Genomic DNA, 23,145 nt, shown 5'->3' with positions numbered 1-23,145 from the left:
CGAGTGACCGTTTCCCGACGGGTCAAACCCGGCCGGCGAAGCCAATACCCGCCCCGACGGCGCCCGGCCCCGGCAGTACGCCCCGGCAGTGCGGCCCGGTTGCGCGCGGCGGCGGGCCGCGGCGAGCATGTCCGTACCGCCACCGGGAGGGCCTCATGTCCGGCACGATCACCGCGGGAGTGGACGGAACCGACCACAGCCTGGCCGCCGCCGTATGGGCGGCGGCCGAGGCACGGCGCCGGGGCGCCGCGCTGCGCCTGGTGCACGCCTGGACCTGGCACCCCCTGGACCTGCCCATCGAGGCGGACGCGGGGACGCAGGAGCGCTGGGCGCACGACCTGCTGCGGGCGGCGGAGAGCCGGGTGACCGCGGCCGAGCCCGGGCTGCCGGTCTCGGCCCATGTGCTGCCGGACGACGCGGTGCCGGCCCTGGTCGCCGAGACGCGGCGGACCGGCCTGCTCGTGCTCGGATCGCGCGGCCACGGCGCCCTGGTCGGGTACCTGGTCGGCTCCGTCGCCCTGCACGTGCTGCGGCAGGCCGAGAGCCCGGTGGTGCTCGTCCGCGACCCCGGCGAGGCGGGCGAGGGGCCCGCGTCGGACGAGGTGGTGGTGGGCGTCGACGACGTCACGGAGGAGGGGGACCGCGTCCTGGAGTTCGCCTTCGAGGCCGCGCAGGCGCGGGGCGCGCGCCTTCGGGCCGTACGGGCCTGGTCGCTGCCCCCGGTCTTCGCCCGGAGCCCCGGATCCCTGCGCCTGGCCGACGAGGCCGGAGGGCTCGAACCGCTGGAGAAGCGGCGGCTGGCCGAGGCCCTGCGGCCGTGGCGGCAGGTGTATCCGGACGTGACGGTCGCCGAGCACGTCGAAATGGGCAGCGGGGCAGAGGTGTTGCTCTCCACCGGCGGGCGGGCCGGGCTCCTCGTCGTCGGACGCCGCACCGCCCGCCGGCGCGTCGGCCACGTCACCCACGCGGTGCTGCACCACGCCTCCTGCCCCGTGGCCGTGGTGCCGCACCCGTAGTTCCCCCGACCTCCTCGGTCAGCCCTGCCACGTCCATTCCGCGACCTCCGGCAGGTCCGTGCCGTGCTCACGGATCCAGGCGTGGTGGCGGGTGCGGGCGTCCTCCATGGCCTGCCGGACGGCGGCGGCGCGGACGGCGAGGCCGGGGACGCGGTCGATGACGTCCATGACGAGGCGGTAGCGGTCGAGGTCGTTGCGCACGACCATGTCGAACGGGGTGGTCGTGGTGCCGATCTCCTTGTAGCCGCGCACGTGCAGGTTGGCGTGGCCGGTGCGGCGGTAGGCGAGGCGGTGGATGAGCCAGGGGTAGCCGTGGTAGGCGAAGACGACCGGCCTGTCCCGGGTGAACAGCGCGTCGTACTCGGGGTCGGTCATGCCGTGCGGGTGCTCCCCGGCGGGCAGCAGCCTGGCGAGGTCGACGACGTTGACGACGCGCACGGACAGTTCGGGCAGGTGGTGGCGGACGAGCTGCGCGGCCGCGAGCACCTCCTGGGTGGGCACGTCGCCGGCGCAGGCGAGGACCACGTCGGGATCGCGGGTGCCGTCCTCGGTGCCGGCCCACGGCCAGATCCCGGCGCCGCGCGCGCAGTGCGCCCGGGCCTCCTCCAGGCCCAGCCAGTCGAAGCAGGGCTGTTTGCCGGCGACGATGACGTTGACGTAGTCGCGGCTGCGCAGGGCGTGGTCGGCCACGGACAGCAGGGTGTTGGCGTCCGGCGGCAGGTAGACCCGTACGGCTTCGGGGCTCTTGTTGAGGATGTGGTCGATGAAGCCGGGGTCCTGGTGGGAGAAGCCGTTGTGGTCCTGGCGCCATACGTGCGAGGTGAGCAGGTAGTTGAGGGAGGCGATGGGCCGGCGCCACGGCAGCCGGCGGCTGACCCGCAGCCATTTGACGTGCTGGTTGACCATGGAGTCGACGATGTGGACGAAGGCCTCGTAGCAGGAGAACAGCCCGTGCCGGCCGGTGAGGAGGTACCCCTCGAGCCAGCCCTGGCAGGTGTGCTCGGAGAGGATCTCCATGACCCGGCCGTGCCGGTCCAGGTGCTCGTCGGTGGTGACGGTCGTGGCCTGCCAGGCCTTGCCACTGGCCCGGTAGACGGCCTGGAGCCGGTTGGAGGCGGTCTCGTCGGGGCCGACCAGGCGGAAGTCCCGGCGATCGGTGGTCGCCTCCATGACGTTCTCGAGGAGGTCGCCCAGGACGCGGGTGGGCTCGTGCAGGGTGGCCCCGGGCTTGTCGACGGGGACGGCGAAACGCTCCAGGTCCGGAAGGGGCAGGTCGCGCAGGAGCAGACCGCCGTTGGCATGCGGGGTCGCGCCGAGCCTGCGCTCGCCGGCGGGCACGCAGGCCAGCACCTCGGGCCGGGGCCGTCCCTGCTGGTCGAACAGCTCTTCCGGCCGGTACGAGCGCAGCCACGCCTCGAGCTGCCGCAGGTGTTCGGGGTTGTCGCGGACGCCGGACAGCGGCACCTGGTGGGACCGCCAGGTGCCCTCGACGGGCAGGCCGTCGACCTCGGCCGGGCCGGTCCAGCCCTTCGGGGTGCGCAGCACGATCACCGGCCAGCGTGGGCGTTCGGTGACGCCCTCCTGCCGCGCGGTGCGCTGGATCAGGGCGATCCGGTCGAGGGCGGTGTCCAGGGCTGCGGCCATGTCCCGGTGGACGGCCATGGGCTCGTCGCCGGTCACGTGGAGGGGTTCGTGGCCGTAGCCGCGCAGCAGGTCGTCCAGCTCGGGCTCGGGGATGCGGGCGAGGACGGCCGGGTTGGCGATTTTGTAGCCGTTGAGGTGGAGGATCGGCAGCACGGCCCCGTCGTGGACCGGGTCGAGGAACTTGTTTCCGTGCCAGGACGCGGCGAGCGGACCGGTCTCGGCCTCCCCGTCGCCGATGACGCACGCGACGAGGAGGTCGGGGTTGTCGAAGGCCGCCCCGTAGGCGTGGGAGAGGGAGTAGCCCAGCTCCCCGCCCTCGTGGATCGAGCCCGGCGTCTCGGGTGCCACATGGCTGGGCACGCCCCCGGGGAAGGAGAACTGCCGGAACAGCCGCTCCATGCCCGCCGCGTCCCGGCCGACGTCGGGGTACGTCTCGGAGTACGACCCGTCCAGCCAGGAGTTGGCCAGCACCGCCGGCCCGCCGTGCCCCGGGCCCCAGACGCACAGGACCTGAAGCTCACGGGAGCGGATGACCCGGTTGAGGTGGGTGTGGACGAGGTTCAGCCCCGGCGACGTCCCCCAGTGGCCGAGCAGCCTCGGTTTGACGTGCTCGGGGCGCAACGGCTCCCTCAGCAGGGGGTTGCCCATCAGATAGATCTGTCCGACGGCCAGGTAGTTCGCGGCGCGCCAGTGCGCGTCCAGGGCCTGCCGCTCCCGCTCGCCGGGGCCGCCGGTCGTCGTGTCGTTCCGCATGAGTCCTCCGCAACGCTGGTCGGGCCTTCCCCAGTCTTCTGTCCCAGGTCTTCTGTCCCAGCCTGGGCCGCCCATGGGCGCGCCGCCACGGGTTCTCAGGCCACGTGGCCGAGCTCCTCGACGGGCGGCCGGTCCCTACACCGGGCCGTATGGCGCGTGGGCGCCGTGGAAGCGGCGGTGCGTGGCCAGCATGTCGCGCTCCTGGCCGGGCGTCAGGGATATGAGCCGGTTGCGGCTGCCGAGCGCGGGCGGGGCGTCCGTGACCTGGGCGGAGGAGAAGAGGAACAGCAACCTGGGGAACTCTTCCGGCAGCCGTTGCAGCAGCCGGGCCTCGGCCGGCTCGTGCAGGGCGACGGTCACCGGACCGCCGGACTCGCGCTCATGGCGGACGAGGACCTTGTGCAGTTCGGCCGGTCCACACGGCTCACCGAAGCAGAGTTCCCGGTGGAGGAAGTCCCGGATGTCGCCGACGATGCTCTCCACCCAGGGCATCCCCGTGCGCGGGACGGGTCTGTGCACCAGCCAGGGGTCCGGGGACTCGCTCGCCCGCCGCAGATACATCTCGGCCGTGTGCCCCGACCGGGACTCCAACAGCGCGACCCGCCCCCGGGCCGCCTTGGACAAAGCCTGCAGCTGGTCGGCGGCCCCACGCGGGACGCGCGCGTACGGCACGACGAGGTCGACGATCTCCTGGCGGTGGCTTCTGTCCGCCAGCCGGCCCAGGAAATAGCCGAGGGCCTCGCGCATGAGACACGGGTCGCCGAACTCCGCCAGCGGCCGCTCGGTCAGCAGGCCTCGGGAGACGCGCTGGCTCGTGTGGTGCCGGGCGTAGGCCAGCGTGGTGACGCCGAGGATCTCCGCCGTGCGTTCCAGGACGGCGTCGGACAGCCCCGCGATGCGGCAGGCGACGTACTCCGTCACCTCGGGGTGGGGGAGGGATCCGCGCCGCTCCACCAGCGGCAGCAGGCTCTTTGCCAGCTTCTCGGGGGGTTTTCCGGGGCCGGCGTCGGCCGTCCAGTACACCAGGTCGTATTTCGAGAGGCCGAGCTCTTTCAGCTCGCTCCCGTTCCCGTCGAGGTCCGGTCTGCGGACCCCCGGCAGCAGCACCGGAAGGAGGACGAACGAGCCCTCGCTGTTCGCCCGCATGAACTCGGCGATCCGCGTCTCGTTCCTGACGTGCCGGGAGCCGAGGGCGTGCGGGGACACCAGGACGACCATGCCGTGGCAGGAGCCCATCAGGCGCATCAGCTCGGGGCTCCACTCGCAGCCGCCGGCGAGGTAGGCCTTGTCGTAGACGGGAACGCATCCCAACGTGCCCAGGTACAGCTCCGTGGCCGTGAGGAACGCGCGGCACCCACAGGCGTCCTCGGGCGGGCAGTTCGAGCTGTGGGCGATGAACACACGGGGGCGGGGCAGGGCCATCGCGCTCACTCCCGCACGTCGGACGCGCGGACGCGCGGCGTGCCGGGTACGGGCCGGGTGAAAGTCCCGGGGCGCGGAGGGCCCGGCGGCAGCCACTGCAGCCACCGGACGCCGCCGGCCTCCACGGTGAGCGGTACGGGGGCGTCGTCCGGACACTCGGTCACGGAGCCTTCCAGCAGGTCCAGAAGCCGGCCCGGGCCGCCGCCCAGGTTTGCCGTCGTCACCCACCTGGTCTCGGCCCTCGCGGCGCCGTTGACCAGGCACAGCACCGTCTCGTTTCCGTGCTCGCGCACCAGCGCCGGCACGCCGGGCACTCCGGGCTCCAGGAGCCGGGCGCTGCCGTGGGTCAGCGCCAGGTGGTCGCGGCGCACGGCCAGCAGCCCGGCCACGGGCGTCTCCCGCAGGACCTCGAGCGGCAGCATGGGACATCCGGGAAGCCCGAGCAGCACGGCCGCCGCGAGCCGCCGCCGCTCGTCGCCGAGGCCGTCGGCGGGCAGGGGGTAGCCCCACTGGACACCTGGTCCCGCCGCGTTCAGCAACAGTGAGGTGGCCCCCCATATCGTGTGCGCTGCGGTCGGGTTGGCGTCGTGCGCGTCGGCCCACAGCAGGAACGGGGTGGTGACGAAGGAGCCGGCCATCACGTGGCAGGACGCGGAGAAGGACAGGGCCGTCGTGGTCCCGGGCTCGGACATGTCCTCGACGCGCATCAGCACGCGCTCGTCGTAGCCGTCCACGAGGTGGCGGAGATCGGTCAGCAGCCCCCGCGGGACATGGCGGCCGAGGACGCGCACGCCGTCCAGCCCGTGATCCAGCCACCATCGGACGAAGCCGAGCACGCTCGCCACCGGAGGATCGCCGGGGCCGTCCGCGACGGCGGTCAGCTCGATGTCGGCGAGGATCCGCAGGCCTCGCCGATGAGCCTCGGACAGCAGAGCACCGGGATCCGGGAAACTCTCCCAGCCCGGCGGATGCACCACGCGGCGGGCGCCGGGCGTCTGGGAGCCGTCGCTCGGGGTGAAGAGGAAGGGGCCGACGGCAAGGCAGTCCACGCCGTCCTCCCGTGCCGCTTCCAGCCGGTCGGCGAGCCGCCGGAGCCCGGCCTCCCCGCCGTCGTGGGTGCCGGGCCACCGTGCCACCGCCACCACACAGCCGCGCGCCCACGAGGCGAGGTCACCGGCCGTCGCGCAGTCCTCGGTGTCGGGCGTGATGAAGTAGCGGTCGCCGTCCTCGGTGGTGAGCGTCAGGGGACCGCCGGTGCCCGCCACGGTCCAGCCGCCGTCCGCGTGGGCGAAGACGCGATCGGCGAAGAAGCCCAGCCGGGTCTCCCGGGGCACGGGCTCCCCGCCCGGAGGGAGTTCCCAGTGGAGCAGGCGGGCGTCGCCGCCGACCGCCGCCACGGTTCGGCCGTCCGGGCTGCGGGCCACGGAGGTGACCTGCCACGGGGCGTGCCCCACGAGGACCGGCGCGCCCGGCTCCGGGGCCTCGCCGTCGCCTGCTTCCGCACGGGCCCAGATGTCCCCCCGGTCGGTGGCCCAGACGGGCCGGCCGGGATCGGAGGGGTCCTGCTGTTCGTACGTCAGGACGAGTTCCCCGCCTCCGGCCGGATAGTGACAGGCGACCACCGCACGGCCGGTCTGTTCCACGGTCACCTCCCGTCCCGTCGTCAGGTCCCGCTGACGCGCCGTCCCGTCCTCGATCCACGCGAGCAGTGAACCGCCGGGCGACAGCGCGAGGGAGCGGCGTGCCGGGGCGTCCGCCCCGGTGGGGACGCTGCCGACCGGTGTGCCGTCCGGCCCGTGCAGGACGATCGCCCCCTCCGAGAGCAGCACCGCACAGTGCACGGCCCCCGCCTCGGCGGATATGGCCGCCGCCACCTCCTCGGCCGACCCGGGATGGGCGAGTGTCATCACCCGCCGCCCGTCCGCTTCCAGGCGCTCGACGACGACGAAGCGCAGACGCAGGCTCTGGTCCTCCCAGACCTCCAGCCGGACCGGCTCCGGCACCCCGGCGTAAGCGCTGACCACCTCGAGGCGCACCTTGCGGGCCCCGGGCGCGAACACCGTCCTGCTGCCCGGTGCCGGCGGCCTGCTGAGCACCAGTCCGTCCGAGCGCGCCGACACACCGACCGGAACGGTGCGCCGCGCCAGGGCGCGGGCCTCCTCGTCGGTGACGGCCGGGCGGGGGAACGGGTCGGGCGGGGGTTCCAGCCCCAGGCGCTCGCAGGAGACGACCTGGATGCGCCGGGCGTTCTCGTGCCGCAGCAGCCAGGGCGGGAGCCGGGGCACGTAGTGCAGCACCCAGCGGCCGAGCTCGTCCGCGGCCTCACCGGCGGCGCCGACCGCGGCCAGGACCCGGCGCAACCGCCCGTCCAGCTGCGCGGCGGGGACGGCGGCCGGGAACACGTCGACCCACAGCAGCTCCTCGAACCACCGGGTGACGGCCGGGGCGCCGGCATGGGCCTCCCGCGTGCAGGCCCACACCGCTTCGACGTGCTCGCGCGGCCGCGACGCGAGCCGGCGCCGCAGGACGGTCGCGGCGACCGGATCCAGCTGGAGGCTGTGCTCTCCGGCGGCCTCCACCAGGGGCGAGAACCACAGCTCGGCCTCCAGGCCCGAGGACGACCGCGGCTGGAAGCGCAGCCGTACCCGCCGGAGCAGGGACCGCTCCACGTCCGCCGCGAGGGACAGGCACTCCGCGAGCCGTACGAGCTCGGGCCGCCGCCGTGCCAGCCGCTCGACGAACGCGGTCATCTCCTCGTCGGGCGCCGGGGGATCCGTCGTCACCGGCCCTCCAGATGGCGCCGGACCCCCGAGGTGGCCTCCTTGGCGTGCCGCAAGGAGATGCGCCGGTCGAGAGCAATGAAGGCCACCCTCTCGCGCAGGGCGGCCGGGTAGGCGGCGGGTTCGTACGGGGTCAGGCACACCACCGGACAGCCGCCTCGCAGCACGGTGTCGACGAAGTCCCGCCACTCCCCGGGGCGGGCGGCGGACCGGCCCGCGAACGGCGGCCGCAGCAGACCCAGATCGGACACCAGCAGCACCGGCGTCCCCGGTGGCGGCGGCCGGTACTCCTGAAGGTCGAGCGGATCGCGCCGCACGACGCCGCGGCCGGGCACCCCCCGGAACCGCAGCACCTCGACCCGGTCCCGTCCCGCGACGTTGCCCAGCAACTCACGCAGCCACAGCCGGTCGTCCCGGAACGGGGTCATGCCCGCACCGTGGTCCAGCAGCAGTTGTGCGCCGCGCCGGGTGCTCAGGCGAAGCCGCCGGGGAACGGCGCGGATCGCGTCGTTGCGTGCGACGCGGCACAGCAGGGCCCGCTGGTCGAGCTCCCGCCCGGCGACCGGCGTGGCGACGGCGGCGAACATGACACCGCGCGCCCAGTCCGGGGTCCACGGCGGCTCGTAGGGCAGTGCGTACGGGGCGGAGGCGAACTCGAGCAGGTCCGGCGCGATGTCCGCCGCGGCCGTCCCGGGGCCGGGCCTTTCGACGGTACGCCGGGGGCCCGCGGCGGACACGAGCGAGAAGTCCAGGCGCCGCTCCGCCAGCCGTACAGGAGGGCCGGGCGTGCCGTCCTCCGGGGCCGCGCCGCCACCGTCGGGCGGTTCGTCAGCGGGCGGGTCGCCGGTGTCGTCCGCGGCGTCGGCGGCCGGCGGGGAGGGGATGGTCGTCGGTACGGCCGTCGCTCCCAGCCCCGGCCGCACCGGGGCGAGCACACCACGGGAGGCGGACGAGGACTCCGGCGTGCTCGCCGTCCCCGGCACGGGATCCGGCCGGGCCGGTGTCCCGCGCGGAGCCGCCGGGGCCGGTGAGTGCCCCCCGCCAAGGAGAGCCGCCATGACCGCCGCCGTGTGCTCGTCCCGCGGGCGCAGCCCGGCCATGACCCTGACCAGGTCGCCCAGGCACACCTCGCCCCGCCCGCTCATGCGCCGGGCTCCGCTCCCGCGCGCCCCTTCCGCAGCGCGACGTTCTCCAGGACGCGCCACTCCGGGGAACCGGGCAGCACCCCCAGCTGCTGGCTGGCCTTGAGGGCGTCGAGGTACTCCGCCGTACCAGGACCGTCGGCGCGGTCCTCCAGTCCGTCGCGCAGGGCGAAGATGTGGTCGGCGACCCGCGCCGCCAGCTCATCGTCGTAGCGGTGGCCGAGGTGGCCGCGGGCGACGCTCAGCAGGTGGCTCCTGGTGGGAGGGCTCAGCTTGAAGACGATGCAGCGGCGCAGGAACGGCCGGGGGAGCTCCCGCTCGTCGTTGGTGGTGACGACCACGAGCGGCGCGTGTTCTTCCCGAACCGCTACCAATTGCTCCGTTCCGGCCTCCTCGCCGGTGCTCCAGGGCGCGGGGAAGGACAGGGAGCCGAGCGGGCCCAGCAGGCTGTTGGGCAGGTCGGGATCGGCCTTGTCGATCTCGTCGATGAGGACGACGGAACGGCGCCCGGTGCCGCCGTCCTCGAAGGCGCGCCAGAGCGGGCCCTTGGTGTAGTACGTCGCGATGTCGGGGTCGAGCTCGCCGGCCTGCGCGTCGTTGAGCCGCCTGAGGGCGTCGAAGCGCCAGAGCAGGTCCTCCGGTTCGGTGCGGGCCGTCACCACGTGGGCGTAGTACGGCAGGCCGAGGATCCTGGCCACGTTGGGCGCGAGCGAGGACTTGCCCGATCCCGGCGGGCCGAACAGCAGTAGCGGCCGGCCGGCCTTGAGCGCGACGTTGACCGCGAGCACGAGGTCGGGGTCGTCGAAGACGTAGACCTGGTCGTCGGAGGCGTAGCGATCGGCGCCGGGGGCGCCCGTCGGGGCCGACCCGGCCGGCGCGCCGCCCACGGCCGGACCCGTCTCCTGCCGCCGGGGGTCGAACTCCTTCGTGTAACGGAGTTCGGGGCCTTCCGGGGAGCCCTCGTGGTTCGGTGCTCGGCGCTGGGAAGTCACGGCTCCTCATTCTGCGGGGTTCCGCCGCCCGGTGGGGCGGGGATGCGGGAACCGGCGAAAAGGGCGACGCCGGGCAACAGGGCCGCCAGCTCCCGCGCTTCCGGGCAGTCCGCCCCGAGGCCGGGCAGGTAGACCGCCCGCAGCCAGCGCGACCTGGCCAGGGCGGCGAGCGCGGCGGCCCCGGGGTACGGGGAGATCTCGAGGAAGACCACTCCCGTGCGGGCGACGGCGGACAGGTCCCGCAGGCCCGGGCAGTCGGACAGGACCAGCGTGCGCAGCGCCTTCAGGCCGCGGAGCACCTCGTCGAGGCGGGTGAGAGAGGTGTTACCACTGATCGTGAGGGTGTGGAGCAGCGGGAGAGCGCGCAGGGCCGAGAAGTCGGTCGTGTCGCCCCGGCAGGCGACGCGCCGTGCGGGACCGGCCGCACCGGGCGTCGTGGTCCAGGATTCGACGGGCACCGTGGGCACGGCCGAGGGGCCGGGGACCCTGGAAGCTCCGGCCCGCGCCGCGCCGCGCGTCGCCGGCGGAAAGCGGCGGATGAGCAGTTCGGCGGCCTCTCCGCCGATCAGTTCGGCGGTGCGTACGACCATGGCGGCTTCATGGCCGTAGGGATCGATCGTCTCCGGGCCGGGCAACAGCTCCAGGACGAGGGGGCCGACCTTGGCGAGCGCGAGGGCGTCGGCGAGCCCGTGGGGCGGCACGAGGGCCGCCGCCCGTCGCTCCACCCGGTGCCGGACCGTGGGGTCGAGCTCGACGGCGTACTCCAGGCAGGCCGCCGCCAGGAGATGCAGACGCGCGCGGTGCTCCGGTTTCGCGTCGCCACGGGCGACGAGACCGTCGAGCAGCTTGGCCCTTGACTGGGACCGGGCGTGCCCGACGGCCAGGCGGACGACGTCCTGCCACTGTTCCTCGTGGGCGTGGGAGACCAGCAGATCAATGTCCTCCACTTCGACGGCGGCCCGCGCGGCGAGGTAGTCCTGGAACGTCCGGTGGACGAAGCCCACCGACTCCCCGCGCAGGGTCAGCAGGCCGCTGCGGGCGAGGAGGTGCCGCAGGATACGTTCCGCGTCGCCCTCGCCGGCCACCCGCGGCATGGCGGGCAAGGCCCCTTCGATGAGGGCGACGGCATGCGCGGCACTGATCTCGGTCGAGAGGTTGCGCACCAGCCAGTAGGCGATGCGCTGCAGGAGTTGCGTCTGCTCCTCGACGGAGAGAAGGACTCCCTCCGGTGCTCCGATGCCACGCTCCTCATCGCGGCGGGAGAGCAGCATCTCGAGGACGGCCCGGTAGAGGTCCATCCTCCGGGTGGGCAGACGCCCGCCGCGGTCGACGTGGTTGGCGCAGAGCAGAGCGCACATCAGGGGGCTGGTGGCCAGCCCGGCGAGTTCCCGCCGGGTGGCGAGAGCGATCGTCAGGGACTCCCGCAAGTCCTCGACGCGCGCCCGGTCCCGGGCGTCCAGGGTGGCTTCGCGGGCCATCTCGAACCAGCGGTGGACGAACGCCTGGACGTCCCGTCGCGTCATGGGGGCCAGGACGAGTTCTGTGAAGCCCTGCGGGGCCAGCCACGACTCGGCCACGGCGGACGGGCGGGAGGTGACGATCCACCGGTTTCCGGGGAAGGTGGCGATCAGGTCGTTCAGCCAGGCGCGGATCCTGTGCCGGTCGACCGCCCTCACCCGGTCGATGCCGTCGACGAGCATCAGGCCGCGGCCGGCGCCGAGGACCCGGTGCACCCACCCCGGTGGGGCCCCGTCGGCCTGCGGGGAGCCGGTCGCGTGGAGCAACTCGTCCGGCCGTGGCAGCGCCGGCTCCCGCACCAGGAACGGGACCGGCAGCAGGAAGGGCACCAGGCCGTGGAGAAACGCAGGCGAGGCGGCTGCGTCCCGGCGCGCCGCTGCCAGGGCCAGCCGCCGCAGCAGCGTGGTCTTGCCGGCCCCGGCACCGCCGCGCAACAGGACCCGTTCCCGCCCGGCCAGCGCCTGTTCCACTGAGGTACCTGTGCCGTCCTCTTCCTCGCTCTCGTCAACGACGAGCAGCTCCAGGTAGGTCGCCTCCAGCGGCCAGGTGACCGGCTCGCCGGAGAGGTCGAGGCCGGAGAGAGCGATCTGGTCGTAGCAGTCCACGACATATTCTGCGAATGTACGTTCGAAATCGGCGTCCGGGTCGGTGACGGGCATCTGCCAGTCGGGTGGCACGGGGCAGCCGTGCTCCCGCAGGACGCCGACGAACTCGCTGTCCGCCAAGAGTGTGCGGACCGGGGTGACTTCGATGCGCCGCGGCGCGGGAGTGCGGGCGGCGGTGATCACACCGGCCAGGGCGATGCCGGTGAAGACGGCCGCACCGGCCCATGCCGCGGTGGCCGGGCGGCTCGGGCCTCCGCCGCGTGACTCGGAGGTGTCGAGCAGCTCCAGCAGGTACGTGGCCACCGCACGCCCGACCTGGTGAGCCGCGGCCTCTGCGAGCCACCGGGTGGCCGGTGCGCTGAGGAGCCCCTCCCGGCGGGAGCGCGGCCCGGCCACCGAGCACCGCACCGTCTCCCCAGGGGGCAGGTCCGCCCACCGCACGTCGACGGGACCGCTCCCGGGCTCTCGCAGCCGCAGCAGCGCCGCGTCCGCGGTCGGATGGCGCCAGACGACGTCGCAGGCGACAGGGCCGGAGGAATCCGGCGAGGTCACCGTGACGCGATGGCCCTCGAGCGGGTGGGCCGCGGTCAGTACCAGGGCGGGCGTCAGGAAGCTTCCGCTGAACTCGCGGTCACCGGCGATGACCGTGGCGGGACGCACGGGCTGGGGGTCGAGCATGGTCTCCTCCTGGTCCACGGGAGACCCCGCCGTCCGCGCCGGCCCGGCTCGGGCAGGCGTCCCCCGGGGCCTCACGGTACGCCCACCGCCCCCCTGAACTCCTGGGATGCGCACATCTTTTGCTCGTGGTCCGCGGTCCGCCACAATCGCCGTCGTGGACGATGCGGGGGAGACGGCGGCCGTGGCGGCGGAGGCGTGGGACCGGCAGAGTGTGTGGTCCCAGGCCGCGAACCGGCTCAAGCGGACGATCGAGCGGGCGAGAACCGCGTCGTTGCTGCTGGGCATCGCCGGGGCGCTGTTCGGGACGGCCGCGTCCCAGACGCTGGCCGACCGGCCGTCGCTCGGCAGGGCGCTGGCCTTTCTCGCGGCCGTCGCGGTGGGGCTGGTGCCCGTCGTGGGGCAGCGGGCCGGGCCGCAGGCGGTCCAGCGGTGGACCAGGACGCGGTCGGCCGCCGAGGCGCTGAAGAACGAGGTGTACAGCTGCCTGGCAGGGGTGTCGCCGTACCGGGGCGCCGGCGCCGGGCGGGCGCTGCGGGAGCGTACGGAGCGCGTGGAATCGGCCGCGGTGGACCTGCTGCCGCACACCCGGGGCATCGTGCCGGTGACGCGTGCGCTGCCCGCGGTCTCGGACGTCGACTCCTATGTCGCGCTGCGGGTGCGGCGTCAGATAGACGGCTACTACCGGCCCAAGGCCGGCGAGATGGGGCGCAAGGTGGCGGTGGTACGCCGTGTGGAGTTCGCCCTGGGGGCGGCCGGGGCGGTGCTCGGCGCGCTGGCGGGCGGGCTGGAGGTGGAGGGGCCGCCGCCTGGGTGGCCGTCGTGGTCACCGCCGGGGCGGCGGTCAGCGCGCACGGCGTGGCGGCCAAGTACGCCTTCCAGGAGATGGAGTACGCGCGGACGGCGGACGAGCTGCGGCGCCTGGTGGCCCGCCGGGGCGCGGGCGACGGCGGGGACGGCGGCCCGGAGGCGGACGACGCGTTCGTCGCCCGCTGCGAGCGGGTCATCTCGGTGCTCAACGACACGTGGATGATCAAGTGGACCACCGAATAGCGGAGCCGCGCACCGGGCGGGGCGGGGATCCCCGCCCCGCCCGGCGCCGGTGGTGCTAGTCCTTGACCGGCTCGTCCAGCGAGCTCAGGTCGTGGGCGTAGATGCCGACCGCGTGGGCGATGACGTCGATGTTGGTGTCGAACGCCTTGCGGTCGATGTTGGCGAGGGTGTCGCCGGCGCCGTGGTAGTTGCGGTCGTAGGCGACGCCCGCGGTGCCGCCGTACCGGGCGGCCTGCTCCGGGGTCTTGACGCCCTCGGCGCCGGTGAAGGTGCCGCCCGCCGGGATGCCGGTCGCGATGAACGGGCCGTAGTCGGAGCGGCCGTCGAAGTCGGTGCCCTCGTGGGGCGCGCCCTTGCGGTCCAGGAAGCCGTTGATCAGGCGCTCGATCTGCGCGGACCCCTTGGGGCCGGGGCCCGAGCCCTTGTGGTCGGAGTCGTCGCCGTCGTAGACGAACTGCACCGGGTTGGGCGAGGCGATCATGTCGAAGTTGAGGTACAGCGCGATCTGCTTGCGCTGCTTCTCGCTCAGCTGGGAGACGTAGTACTTCGACCCCAGCAGGCCCCGCTCCTCGGCCGACCACCAGGCGAAGCGCACCTTGTTGGCCGGCTTCCCACCGGGCTTGCGGGTCTCCTGGGCGAGCTTGAGCGCGACCTCCAGGAGGCCGGCCGAGCCGGAGCCGTTGTCGTTGATGCCCGGGCCCTCGGGCACCGAGTCCAGGTGGCTGCCGAGCGTCACGACGTGGTCGGCGCTGCCGCCCCGGGTCTCGGCGATCACGTTGCGGGTGCGGACCTTGGTCGCCTCGGTGGCGACGTCCAGGGAGACGGTCACCTCGCCCTTGGCGACCGCGGCGGCCAGGGCCTCGCCGTCGGCCAGGGAGACGCCGCCGGCCGGGATGTGGGCCTTGGCCGGGTCCTCGACCGTGCCGTGCACGGGAGCGGTGCCGGAGTGGTTGTAGAGGATCAGGCCGACCGCGCCCGCCTTGGCGGCGACCTCCTCCTTCTGCTGGAAGGTGCAGGCGCCGCGCTTGACGAGGGCGATCCTGCCCTTGAAGTCGCCGGCGGCGTAGTCGTCCAGGCCGCAGCCGGGCGTGTCGTCGACGCGCGGCGCGGCGAGCGCGGCCTTCAGGCCGCCCTGGGGCGAGGGCGCGCTGAAGTCGTAGGCGGCGACCTTGATCTCGCGCGGGCCGGGGGAGACCACGCCCAGCTTCTCGCGCAGGGTCTTGGACTCGTAGAAGTCGAAGTCCTGGTACGAGACGTCGTAACCGGCCTTCTTCAGCAGGCGGTAGACGTACTCGGTGGACGCCTTGTGGCCGGCGGTGCCCGCGGCGCGGTTGCCGCCGTGGTCGTCGGCGATGTCCTGCAGCGCCTCGAGGTGACGGTGGGCGCTCTTCCCGGAGGAGGCCTTGACCAGCTTCTTCGCCAGGCGTTCGGCCTGTCTGTGCCGGTCCTCGGGGAGGGGGGGTCAGGGCGCCGGCGGGGGCGGCCGCGGCGGCGAGGAACACGGGGGCGGCGACGGCGGTCGTGACGAGTGCCGATATCGCCCGGCGGCGGAGCAACGCGCGCATGACGTCCTTTCGGAACGCGGAGGGCCGTCGTCGGGGACGGCGGCGTGACGGAAGTGGGCCGAACGGGACAGTAACCGAGGGAGCGCAGGCCGCGGCAGGGGTCGGCGGCCGCCGATACAAGATCGCCACAGCCCGGTCATACGCCCGGCCGGTGGCAGGGCGTGCGCCGCGGCAGGCGCCGGGGCCCTAGATTTGACGCGACGTCATCGCCATTCCGCCGAGGGACCGGTACATGTTGCAGCACAGAAGCGTCGGTGATCTGATGACCCGTTCGGTCGTCCGGGTCCAGCGCGGCACCCAGTTCACGGAGATCGTGCACGTCCTCCACGAGCACGACATCACCGCGGTCCCGGTCGTGGACGCCGAGGACCGGCCGGTGGGCGTGGTCTCCGAGGCGGACCTGCTCGCCAAGGCGTCACGGCGGCCGGACGCCCCGTTCCCTCCGGACCCGCGGGTCCGCGCCAAGCACGAGGCGACCACGGCCGAGGGGCTGATGACCAGCCCGGCCGTCTGCGCCCGGCCGGAGTGGAGCGTGGTGGAGGCCGCCCGCGCCATGGAGGAGCACCGCGTCAAGCGGCTGCCGGTGGTGGACGACGACGGGCGCCTGGTGGGTCTCGTCAGCCGCGCCGATCTGCTGCGCGTCTTCCTGCGGACCGACCGGGCCATCCGGGAGGAGATCATCGAGGACGTGCTCGTGCGCACCCTGGGCGAGCGGCCCTCGGCCGTCGGCGTCGAGGTGAACCTCGGGCAGGTGCGGCTCAGCGGCTCGGTGCGGCGCAGGAGCCTGCTGCCGGCCCTGGTGCAGCTGTGCCAGAGCGTCGACGGCGTCGTGAGCGTCGAGCACCAGCTGTCGGCGGAGACCGACGACACCGGGGGAGAGGGGACCGCGCAGGAGCCCGGACACCCCCGCTGAGCGGCGTCGTGCGCCCCGCCCCGGGGCGCACGATTCGACATCGGCGCGACACGCCGCGCACGATGGAGGAAGGAGACGTGGGGGTTCCAGACGTGGGGGTTCCAAGGGGATCCGGGAGGCCGACATGGCCGGTGAGGAAAAGATTCTTCATGTGCGCGTGACGGCGGCCGACACCCGCGCACTGCGCAATCTGCTGCGCGACGAGCGGCTGGACGTCGGCGGGGGCCCCGCCCCCACGCCCGGCCCCGGGGACGAGAGGAGCATCGAGGCGTTCGTCACCGAGGAGAAGGCCCTGGGCCTGGAGCGCGAGGACGTCGCCGTGCACGTCCTCGGGGACGCCACCGCCATCGGCCGGGCCCGTCAGGAGGAGGTCGGCACCGGCGATCGTTTCGCCGACCCCGGCATCGTCCCGCACGGCCTCGGACAGAAGGTGAAGGACCAGAGCCGGGAGGGTTGAGATGTACCTCAACATCACAGAAGTCGACTCCGCGTTGGTGAACCTCTCGGGCGCGTATCCCTCGCTCTGCGAGCTGATCGACCTCCCCGAGACGTCCGTCGAGGGAGTCGCCTGCCACGCGCTGCGCCTGCGGGCCGACCCGGACGGCGGGCCCCGGGACTGCGCCGTGTTCATCGGGGGCGTCCACGCCCGTGAGTGGGGCAGCTGCGAGATCCTGGTGTTCTTCGCCGCCGACCTGCTCGAGGCGTACAGCACGGGCTCGGGCCTCGTCTACGGCGGCAAGACGTTCACCGCGGCCCAGGTGGCCGCGCTGCTGGAGGGCCTGGACATCGTGGTCTTCCCGCTGGTCAACCCGGACGGCCGGCAGTACAGCCAGACCGTGAAGGCGATGTGGCGCAAGAACCGAAACCCGGAGTACTCCACCGGGGTGGGCGACTGCGTGGGCGTCGACATCAACCGCAACTACGACTTCCTGTTCGACTTCGCCACGGCCTTCTCGCCCCTCTCCGACGTCCGGGTGTCGGCCGACCCCTGCGACCCGCAGGTCTACCAGGGCCCCCGGCCGTTCTCCGAGCCCGAGACGCGCAACGTCCGGTGGCTGCTGGACGAGTACCCGCGCACCCGGTGGTTCGTGGACGTGCACAGCTTCTCGGAGGACATGCTGCACGTGTGGGGCGACGACGAGAACCAGTCGGACGACCCGGACATGAACTTCCAGAACTCCGCCTTCGACGGGACGCGCGGCGTCGACGGCGACACCGCCTACCGCGAGTTCGTCCCCAAGGACGACCTCGACAGCGCGTCCGGCCTCGCCCGGCACTTCACCGAGGCCCTGGAGGCCGTACGGGGCAAGCAGTACACCGCCAAGCCGGCCTTCGACCTCTACCCCACCGCCGGGACCAGCGACGACTACGCCTTCTCCCGGCACATCGTCGACCCGGACAAGGGGAAGATCCACGCCTACACCATCGAGTGGGGCACCGAGTTCCAGCCGCCGTGGGCGGAGATGAAGCTGATCGCCAAGGACGTGTGCGCGGGCCTGGTGCAGTTCTGCGCCGACGCGCCCTCCACGGTCACCGACTGAACCGTGGGGGAGCCGGCGGTCACTCCTCCGCGACGACCCTGACGACGTCAAGCCCGGGGTCGGTGGCGTCGGGGACGACCATGCCCGCCTCCACTCCGGTGCGCAGATAGCGCAGCACCGCCGCGTCGAACCGCTCGCCGGGCAGGACCGCCGGAATACCGGGCGGATACGGGGTGAGCGTCTCCGCCGAGATGCGGCCGCGGGCCTTCTCCCGGGGCACCGTCTCCGCGGGCCCGAAGAAGGCGTCCCGGGGCAGCACCGCCTGCTCCAGCCGCAGGTCCGCCGGCGGGGGCACCTCCACGTCGAGAGTGGTGCGCAGCGACGACGCCTGACCGGAGAGGTCGCGCAGGGCCTCGACCAGGACGCCCGTGGTCCCTTCGTCGTCGGCGTGGGTGAGCTGGGCGCTGACCCGGCGGTGGTCGCTGACGTGCGAGGTCATCCGGTGCTGGGCGCGAAGCCAGTCGGCGGCACGGTAGCCGGTGGTGCCCAGCGCCGAGACGTCCACGACCAGCTGGAGGGGATCGAGGGCGGCGGCCCGGCCGGGGCCGCAGAAGTCCTCGCGGCCGTGCACGTGCAGCCCGTCGATCCGCTCCAGCCGGGTGCGGACGATGTCCGCGAGCGCCAGGGCGCGGTCGTACAGGTCCCGGCCGTGCTGGACCATCTGCCGCCGCCAGCCGTCGAGCGCGGCGTGGACGAGGACCGACGGGCTGGTGGTGTCCAGCAGGTCCGCGCAGGCCCTGAGCCGGTCGGCGTCGACGCGGTCGCCGCGCAGGTGGAAGACCGAACTCTGCTCCAGGCCGGAGCCCATCTTGTGCGCGCTCGTCACGCACACGTCCGCCCCCGCGTCCATCGCCCACGCCGGCAGCGAGGGATGGAACGGCAGGTGCGCGCCCCACGCCTCGTCGACGACGAGGGGTTTGCCGCGCCGGTGGCAGACGTCGGCCAGGGCCGCCAGGTCCGCGCAGGTGCCGTACGGCGTCGGGCTGGTGACCAGGGCGCCCCGGGCACCGGGATGACGCTCGAACGCCTCTTCGAAGTCGGCGGGCGACGGGGGATGTGCCAGGTGCAGTTCGGCGTCCCAGCGGGGGTCGACCCACACCGGGCGTACGCCCGAGAGGATCAGCCCCGCCACCACCGACTTGTGGGCGTCACGGCCGATCAGCAGCTCCTCGTGGGGACCGGCGACGGCCAGCATGGCCGCCTTGACGGACAGCGAACTGCCGCAGGTGGAGAAGAAGGTGTGCTCGGCCCCCACCGCGTCGGCCATCAGCGCCTCGGCCCGCTCCAGGACCCGGCCCGAGGACGTCCGGTCGTCCAGGCCGCCGACGGCCAGGAGGTCGTGGGTGAACACCGCGTCCCCCAGCACCTCCCGCACCCGGGGGTCGGTGCCGCGGCCCTGTTTGTGGCCCGGCGGGGTGAACGGGACCTGTCCGGTCCGGGTGTAGGCGGAGAGTGCTTCCAGTACCGGTGCGCGAGAGTGGTCCATGCGATGCGGTTCCCCCCCGAAGCGCGGCGTGAAACAGCCGCCGTGCCTTGGGCCGGCAGGGTGAGCGCCGCGCGGTGGCCGCCGCCGGATGCGGCACTGGCGCGCGCGGCCGTGCTGGACTCCCTGCGATGGCCGAGGGCCATCGGCCGCGGGGCGCGCGGCCAGCGGGCACTCGGGGTGCAGGGAGCGTGGTCGATGCTGTTCGGGAAGCGGAGGGGGCGGGTCGCCCGGCGGGCCCGGGAGGCGGCCCTGGCCGGCTTCGAGGCGCTGGACCGGCGCTTTCCCGCCGCCGAGACGGGCGGCGCCCTGTTGCGCAAGGCCTTCCCCGGCCACTGGTCGTACCTGCTGGGGGAGATCGCCCTGTACAGCCTGGTGGTGCTCGTCGTCACCGGCTGCTATCTCGTCCTGTTCTTCGACGCCAGCATGGTCCAGACCGTGTACGACGGGGCGTACGGGCCGCTGCGGGGATTGCGGACGACCCAGGCGTACGCGTCGACGCTGCGCATCAGCTTCGACGTGCGCGGCGGCCTGCTCATCCGCCAGGTGCACCACTGGGCGGCGCTGGTGTTCGTGGCCGCCGCCGGAATCCATATGCTGCGGATCTTCTTCACCGGGGCCTTCCGCAGGCCGCGCGAGCTGAACTGGGTGATCGGCGTCACCCTCTTCCTGCTCGCCCTCCTCGAGGGGTTCTGCGGCTACTCCCTGCCGGACGACCTGCTCTCCGGAACCGGGCTGCGCACCGCCAACACCATCGTGATGTCCCTCCCCGTCGTCGGCACGTACCTGAGCTTCCTCATCTGGCACGGGCCGTTCCCCGGCGAGGGCTTCATCCCGCGGCTGTACATCGTGCACGTGTTCTTCGTGCCCGGCGTCCTGCTGGCGCTCGTCGCCCTGCACCTGTTCCTGGTGGTCTACCTCAAGCACACCCACTGGAGCGACCAGGGCAGGACGAACCGCAACGCGGTGGGGGAGCCGATGTTCCCGCAGTTCACCATGAAGTCCACGGGCCTGTTCTTCATGGTCTCCGGGTCGCTGACCGTCCTCGGGGCCCTCGCCCAGGTCAACCCGGTCTGGAGCTACGGCCCCTACCGCGCGGACCAGGTCACCACCGACGCCCAGCCCGACTGGTACGTCGGCTTCCTCGAGGGCGCCCTGCGCCTGATGCCGCCCTGGGAGAGCGCGGTGGCCGGCCACACGCTGATGTGGAACGTCCTCCTGCCGGCCGTCGTCCTGCCGGGCCTGCTGTTCCTGATCCTGTACGCCTACCCGCTGTTCGAGAAATGGGTGACGGGCGACGCGAGCGAGCACCACCTGTGCGACCGGCCCCGCGACCGCCCCACCCGCACCGCCTTCGGGGTGGCGGCCGTCCTCGGCTACGCCCTGTTGCTGGTGGCCGGCGGCAACGACGTCATCGCCCTCACCTTCCGGCTCTCGGTCGAGGAGCTCACCCGCGTCCTGCGGGTGCTGGTCGTGCTCGGCCCGGTCCTGGCCTTCGTGGTCACCAAACGGCTGTGCCTGGCCCTGCAGGGCCGCGACCGGCGGCGCCTCGAGGAGGGGGAGGAGACCGGCGAGGTCGAGCAGAGCGTCTCCGGCGGTCTCGGCGAGGGCCACCGGCCGCTGTCGCCCCGCCGGCGGTACCGGCTGATGGTGCGCGAGATGCCCCGCCCGCTGCCCGATCGGCCGGCGCCCCTGACCCGCCGCCACCGGCTGCGGGTGGCGCTGAGTTCCTGGTACTACCGCGACCGGGTGGACATGCCCGTCACCGCCGAGCAGCGCGAGCTGATCGCCGGCCGGCTGGCCGCGCCGGCCAGGGAGCCCCAGGAGTGAGCCCGCGCCCCCTGCGGGCGGTTTTAGGTCTCCCGCCCGACGTACTGGAACGCCATGCCCAGCACACCGGCGAGGAGGATCCCCATGGCCATGAGGAACAGCCACAGGCCGAAGACGACCCCCAGGGCCACCAGCGCGACCCCGGCCGCCGTGAGCACGGGGTAGACGCTGTGGGGCGGGAAGAAGTCCAGCGGCCCCGCGCGCTCGGCCACCGCGGCGTCCCCCCGGTCCTCCGGCCGGGGGCCGCGGCGGCGGTAGTTCGTGGCGCAGAAGAAGCAGATCAGCGACGCCATGATGAAGGACACCGTCAGCGCCGAGGTGCCGGCGGGTTCCCTGCCCGACCACCAGGCGTAGCCGACGTCGGTGACGAGGAAGAAGCCGGCGACCCCGGCGAACAGCAACGCCTCGGTCTTCATGAGCCCTTCTCCGGTGAGATGCCGGGAGTCGTTCCGGCCCCCGCGGGGAGCGGGCGCGCCGCGGCCTCGGGGTGGTGCAGGTCGAAGGCGGGGGAGTCGGAACGCACCTGGGGCAGGGCGACGAAGTTGTGGCGGGGCGGCGGGCAGGACGTCGCCCATTCCAGCGACCGCCCGAACCCCCAGGGATCGTCGCTCTCCACCGCGGGCGCGTGGCGCGCGGTGTGCCAGACGTTGTAGAGGAAGGGCAGCGTGGACAGCCCGAGCAGGAACGAGCCGATGGAGGAGACGGTGTTGAGGACCGTGAAGCCGTCGGCGGCCAGGTAGTCGGCGTAGCGCCGCGGCATGCCCATCTCCCCGAGCCAGTGCTGGACGAGGAAGGTGATCTGGAAGCCCGCGAACAGCGTGAAGAAGTGCACCTTCCCCAGGCGCTCGCCGAGCATGCGCCCGGTCCATTTGGGCCACCAGAAGTAGAACCCGCCGAACATCGCGAACACGACGGTCCCGAACAGCACGTAGTGCAGGTGGGCGACGATGAAATAGCTGTCGGTGACCTGGAAGTCCAGGGGCGGGGAGGCGATCAGCACCCCGCTGAGCCCGCCGAGCAGAAAGGTGACGAGAAAACCGACGGCCCACAGCATCGGGGTCTCGAAGGAGAGGCTGCCCTGCCACATCGTGCCGATCCAGTTGAAGAACTTCACCCCCGTGGGCACGGCGATCAGGAAGGACATCAGGGAGAAGAACGGCAGCAGCACCGCCCCGGTCGCGAACATGTGGTGCGCCCAGACGCTGGCCGACAGCATGGTGATGGCGATCGTCGCCCCCACCATGCCCGCGTAGCCGAAGAGCGGCTTGCGGCTGAAGACGGGGATGATCTCGGTGATGACCCCGAAGAACGGCAGCGCCACGATGTAGACCTCGGGATGGCCGAAGAACCAGAACAGGTGCTGCCACAGCAGCGCCCCGCCGTTCGCCGCGTCGAAGACATGGGCGCCGAACTTCCGGTCCGCCTCCAGGGCCAGGAGCGCCGCCGTCAGCACCGGGAAGGCCAGCAGCGCGAGGATGGAGGTGAAGAGGATGTTCCAGGTGAAGACGGGCATCCGGAACATCGTCATGCCCGGCGCGCGCAGGGTCACGATGGTGGCGACGAAGTTCACCGACCCCAGCGTGGTGCTCAGCCCCGCCACCACCAGCCCCATCGCCCACAGATCGCCGCCCGCCCCGGGCGTACGGACGGCGCTGTTCAGCGGCGCGTAGGCGAACCAGCCGAACGACGCCGCGCCCCCGGGGACCAGGAACCCGGACACCACGGTCAGCCCGCCGAAGAGGAACAGCCAGTAGCTGAGCGCGTTCAGGCGGGGGAAGGCCACGTCGGGGGCGCCGATCTGCAGCGGCATGACGGCGTTCGCGAAGCCCGCGAACATGGGCGTGGCGAACAGCAGCATCATCACGGTGCCGTGGATCGTCACCAGCTGGTTGTACTGGCCGGCGCTGACGATCTGCAGCCCCGGCCGCGCCAGCTCCGCGCGCATCAGCATCGCCAGGACGCCGCCCAGCAGGAAGAAGCCGAACGCCGTCACCAGGTACATGTTGCCGATGACCTTGTGATCGGTCGTCGTCAGATACGTCAGGATCCGGTGTCCCAGGACGGAGCCGTCGCGCCGCGCGTCCTCCTCCCGGCGCGCTTCGGTCCGGTCCTCCAGCTGGGGCATGCGCCTCTCCCTCACCGTCCGGTCCCACGGCGCGCTCGCCGGGTACCCGCGGTGTTCTTCCCCGCCCGGCGGCCGGACGCCGCACGTG

At 73.2% G+C, this 23,145-nt stretch carries 16 protein-coding genes and 1 pseudogene; 7 read left to right on the top strand and 10 right to left on the bottom strand.

Annotated elements, in window-relative coordinates; genetic code table 11:
- Positions 1-155: 155 nt before the first annotated feature.
- A complete protein-coding gene (locus tag J1792_RS24330; RefSeq protein WP_086569342.1) occupies positions 156-1,016 on the top strand; it encodes a universal stress protein in 861 nt (286 codons plus the stop codon).
- 18 nt (positions 1,017-1,034) lie between these two features.
- On the opposite strand, the gene J1792_RS24325 is transcribed toward J1792_RS24330, so the two are convergent.
- The 6 genes from J1792_RS24325 to J1792_RS24300 all read right to left on the bottom strand — a co-directional run bounded on the left by J1792_RS24325 (position 1,035) and on the right by J1792_RS24300 (position 12,550).
- The gene (locus J1792_RS24325) at positions 1,035-3,413 is read right to left on the bottom strand and encodes a phosphoketolase family protein (protein ID WP_207248212.1); all 2,379 of its coding nucleotides are present in this window, start codon (positions 3,411-3,413) and stop codon (positions 1,035-1,037) included.
- A gap of 135 nt (positions 3,414-3,548) precedes the next feature.
- Positions 3,549-4,835: a toll/interleukin-1 receptor domain-containing protein gene (locus tag J1792_RS24320; protein ID WP_086569346.1), complete on the bottom strand. Its 1,287-nt coding sequence runs from the start codon at positions 4,833-4,835 to the stop codon at positions 3,549-3,551.
- Positions 4,836-4,840: 5 nt separating this feature from the next.
- Entirely contained in the window at positions 4,841-7,618 is a 2,778-nt protein-coding gene (locus J1792_RS24315) for a hypothetical protein (protein WP_207248211.1), read from the bottom strand.
- Positions 7,615-8,760, bottom strand: coding sequence for a hypothetical protein (locus J1792_RS24310; RefSeq protein WP_207248210.1), 1,146 nt, complete (start codon positions 8,758-8,760; stop codon positions 7,615-7,617). The genes J1792_RS24315 and J1792_RS24310 overlap by 4 nt, the downstream gene beginning before the upstream one ends.
- Entirely contained in the window at positions 8,757-9,749 is a 993-nt protein-coding gene (locus tag J1792_RS24305; RefSeq protein ID WP_307843081.1) for an AAA family ATPase, read from the bottom strand. Before J1792_RS24305 ends, J1792_RS24310 begins: the two co-directional genes overlap by 4 nt.
- Positions 9,746-12,550 carry an NACHT domain-containing protein gene (locus J1792_RS24300; RefSeq protein WP_179198859.1) on the bottom strand — a complete coding sequence of 935 codons (2,805 nt, stop codon included), beginning with the start codon at positions 12,548-12,550 and terminating at the stop codon, positions 9,746-9,748. The genes J1792_RS24305 and J1792_RS24300 overlap by 4 nt, the downstream gene beginning before the upstream one ends.
- A gap of 106 nt (positions 12,551-12,656) precedes the next feature.
- On the opposite strand from J1792_RS24300, the pseudogene J1792_RS34420 reads away from it, so the two are divergent.
- Positions 12,657-13,049 (top strand): annotated as a pseudogene (locus J1792_RS34420) (DUF4231 domain-containing protein); the annotation flags it as partial.
- On the top strand, positions 12,980-13,600 hold the full coding sequence (locus J1792_RS34415; RefSeq protein WP_242705516.1) for an SLATT domain-containing protein: 621 nt from the start codon (positions 12,980-12,982) through the stop codon (positions 13,598-13,600). The pseudogene J1792_RS34420 and the gene J1792_RS34415, both read left to right, overlap by 70 nt.
- Positions 13,601-13,655: 55 nt before the next feature.
- Here the strand turns inward: J1792_RS34415 and J1792_RS24290 are convergent, their stop codons facing one another.
- Complete coding sequence (locus J1792_RS24290) at positions 13,656-14,798, bottom strand: M28 family metallopeptidase (RefSeq protein ID WP_307843080.1); 1,143 nt, start codon at positions 14,796-14,798, stop codon at positions 13,656-13,658.
- Positions 14,799-15,400: 602 nt separating this feature from the next.
- Here J1792_RS24290 and J1792_RS24285 point away from each other — a divergent pair.
- From J1792_RS24285 to J1792_RS24275, 3 genes are all read left to right on the top strand, one after another.
- Positions 15,401-16,078, top strand: a complete 678-nt coding sequence (locus tag J1792_RS24285; RefSeq protein ID WP_207248451.1) for a CBS domain-containing protein — start codon at positions 15,401-15,403, stop codon at positions 16,076-16,078.
- Between the two features lie 124 nt (positions 16,079-16,202).
- Positions 16,203-16,535 carry a hypothetical protein gene (locus J1792_RS24280; RefSeq protein WP_143587755.1) on the top strand — a complete coding sequence of 111 codons (333 nt, stop codon included), beginning with the start codon at positions 16,203-16,205 and terminating at the stop codon, positions 16,533-16,535.
- A gap of 1 nt (position 16,536) precedes the next feature.
- The gene (locus J1792_RS24275) at positions 16,537-17,619 is read left to right on the top strand and encodes a M14 family metallopeptidase (RefSeq protein WP_207248209.1); all 1,083 of its coding nucleotides are present in this window, start codon (positions 16,537-16,539) and stop codon (positions 17,617-17,619) included.
- 19 nt (positions 17,620-17,638) lie between these two features.
- On the opposite strand, the gene J1792_RS24270 is transcribed toward J1792_RS24275, so the two are convergent.
- A complete protein-coding gene (locus J1792_RS24270; protein WP_207248208.1) occupies positions 17,639-19,105 on the bottom strand; it encodes an aminotransferase class I/II-fold pyridoxal phosphate-dependent enzyme in 1,467 nt (488 codons plus the stop codon).
- 195 nt (positions 19,106-19,300) lie between these two features.
- On the opposite strand from J1792_RS24270, the gene qcrB reads away from it, so the two are divergent.
- Positions 19,301-20,932 (top strand): cytochrome bc1 complex cytochrome b subunit, encoded by a 1,632-nt coding sequence (gene qcrB, locus J1792_RS24265; protein ID WP_207248207.1) that lies wholly within the window; start codon positions 19,301-19,303, stop codon positions 20,930-20,932.
- Between the two features lie 23 nt (positions 20,933-20,955).
- Here qcrB and ctaF read toward each other — a convergent pair whose 3' ends face one another.
- Complete coding sequence (ctaF, locus tag J1792_RS24260) at positions 20,956-21,348, bottom strand: aa3-type cytochrome oxidase subunit IV (protein ID WP_086572398.1); 393 nt, start codon at positions 21,346-21,348, stop codon at positions 20,956-20,958.
- Positions 21,345-23,057, bottom strand: coding sequence for an aa3-type cytochrome oxidase subunit I (gene ctaD, locus J1792_RS24255; protein WP_086572396.1), 1,713 nt, complete (start codon positions 23,055-23,057; stop codon positions 21,345-21,347). Before ctaD ends, ctaF begins: the two co-directional genes overlap by 4 nt.
- Between the last annotated feature and the right edge of the window lie 88 nt (positions 23,058-23,145).

The organism is Streptomyces triculaminicus, assembly GCF_017349075.1.
GTDB lineage: Bacteria > Actinomycetota > Actinomycetes > Streptomycetales > Streptomycetaceae > Streptomyces > Streptomyces triculaminicus.
The sequence above is the reverse complement of the archived record's forward strand: the minus strand, read 5'-3'. Positions and strand labels throughout refer to the sequence as shown.

What these genes read in the sequence shown, in the direction of transcription:
- ctaF (WP_086572398.1), bottom strand. Translation starts at nt 21,348, where the DNA reads ATGAAGACCGAGGCGTTGCTGTTCGCCGGGGTCGCCGGCTTCTTCCTC.
- J1792_RS24270 (WP_207248208.1), bottom strand. Translation starts at nt 19,105, where the DNA reads ATGGACCACTCTCGCGCACCGGTACTGGAAGCACTCTCCGCCTACACC.
- J1792_RS24275 (WP_207248209.1), top strand. Translation starts at nt 16,537, where the DNA reads ATGTACCTCAACATCACAGAAGTCGACTCCGCGTTGGTGAACCTCTCG.
- J1792_RS24330 (WP_086569342.1), top strand. Translation starts at nt 156, where the DNA reads ATGTCCGGCACGATCACCGCGGGAGTGGACGGAACCGACCACAGCCTG.
- qcrB (WP_207248207.1), top strand. Translation starts at nt 19,301, where the DNA reads ATGCTGTTCGGGAAGCGGAGGGGGCGGGTCGCCCGGCGGGCCCGGGAG.
- J1792_RS24320 (WP_086569346.1), bottom strand. Translation starts at nt 4,835, where the DNA reads ATGGCCCTGCCCCGCCCCCGTGTGTTCATCGCCCACAGCTCGAACTGC.
- J1792_RS24325 (WP_207248212.1), bottom strand. Translation starts at nt 3,413, where the DNA reads ATGCGGAACGACACGACGACCGGCGGCCCCGGCGAGCGGGAGCGGCAG.
- J1792_RS24280 (WP_143587755.1), top strand. Translation starts at nt 16,203, where the DNA reads ATGGCCGGTGAGGAAAAGATTCTTCATGTGCGCGTGACGGCGGCCGAC.
- J1792_RS24300 (WP_179198859.1), bottom strand. Translation starts at nt 12,550, where the DNA reads ATGCTCGACCCCCAGCCCGTGCGTCCCGCCACGGTCATCGCCGGTGAC.
- ctaD (WP_086572396.1), bottom strand. Translation starts at nt 23,057, where the DNA reads ATGCCCCAGCTGGAGGACCGGACCGAAGCGCGCCGGGAGGAGGACGCG.
- J1792_RS24310 (WP_207248210.1), bottom strand. Translation starts at nt 8,760, where the DNA reads ATGAGCGGGCGGGGCGAGGTGTGCCTGGGCGACCTGGTCAGGGTCATG.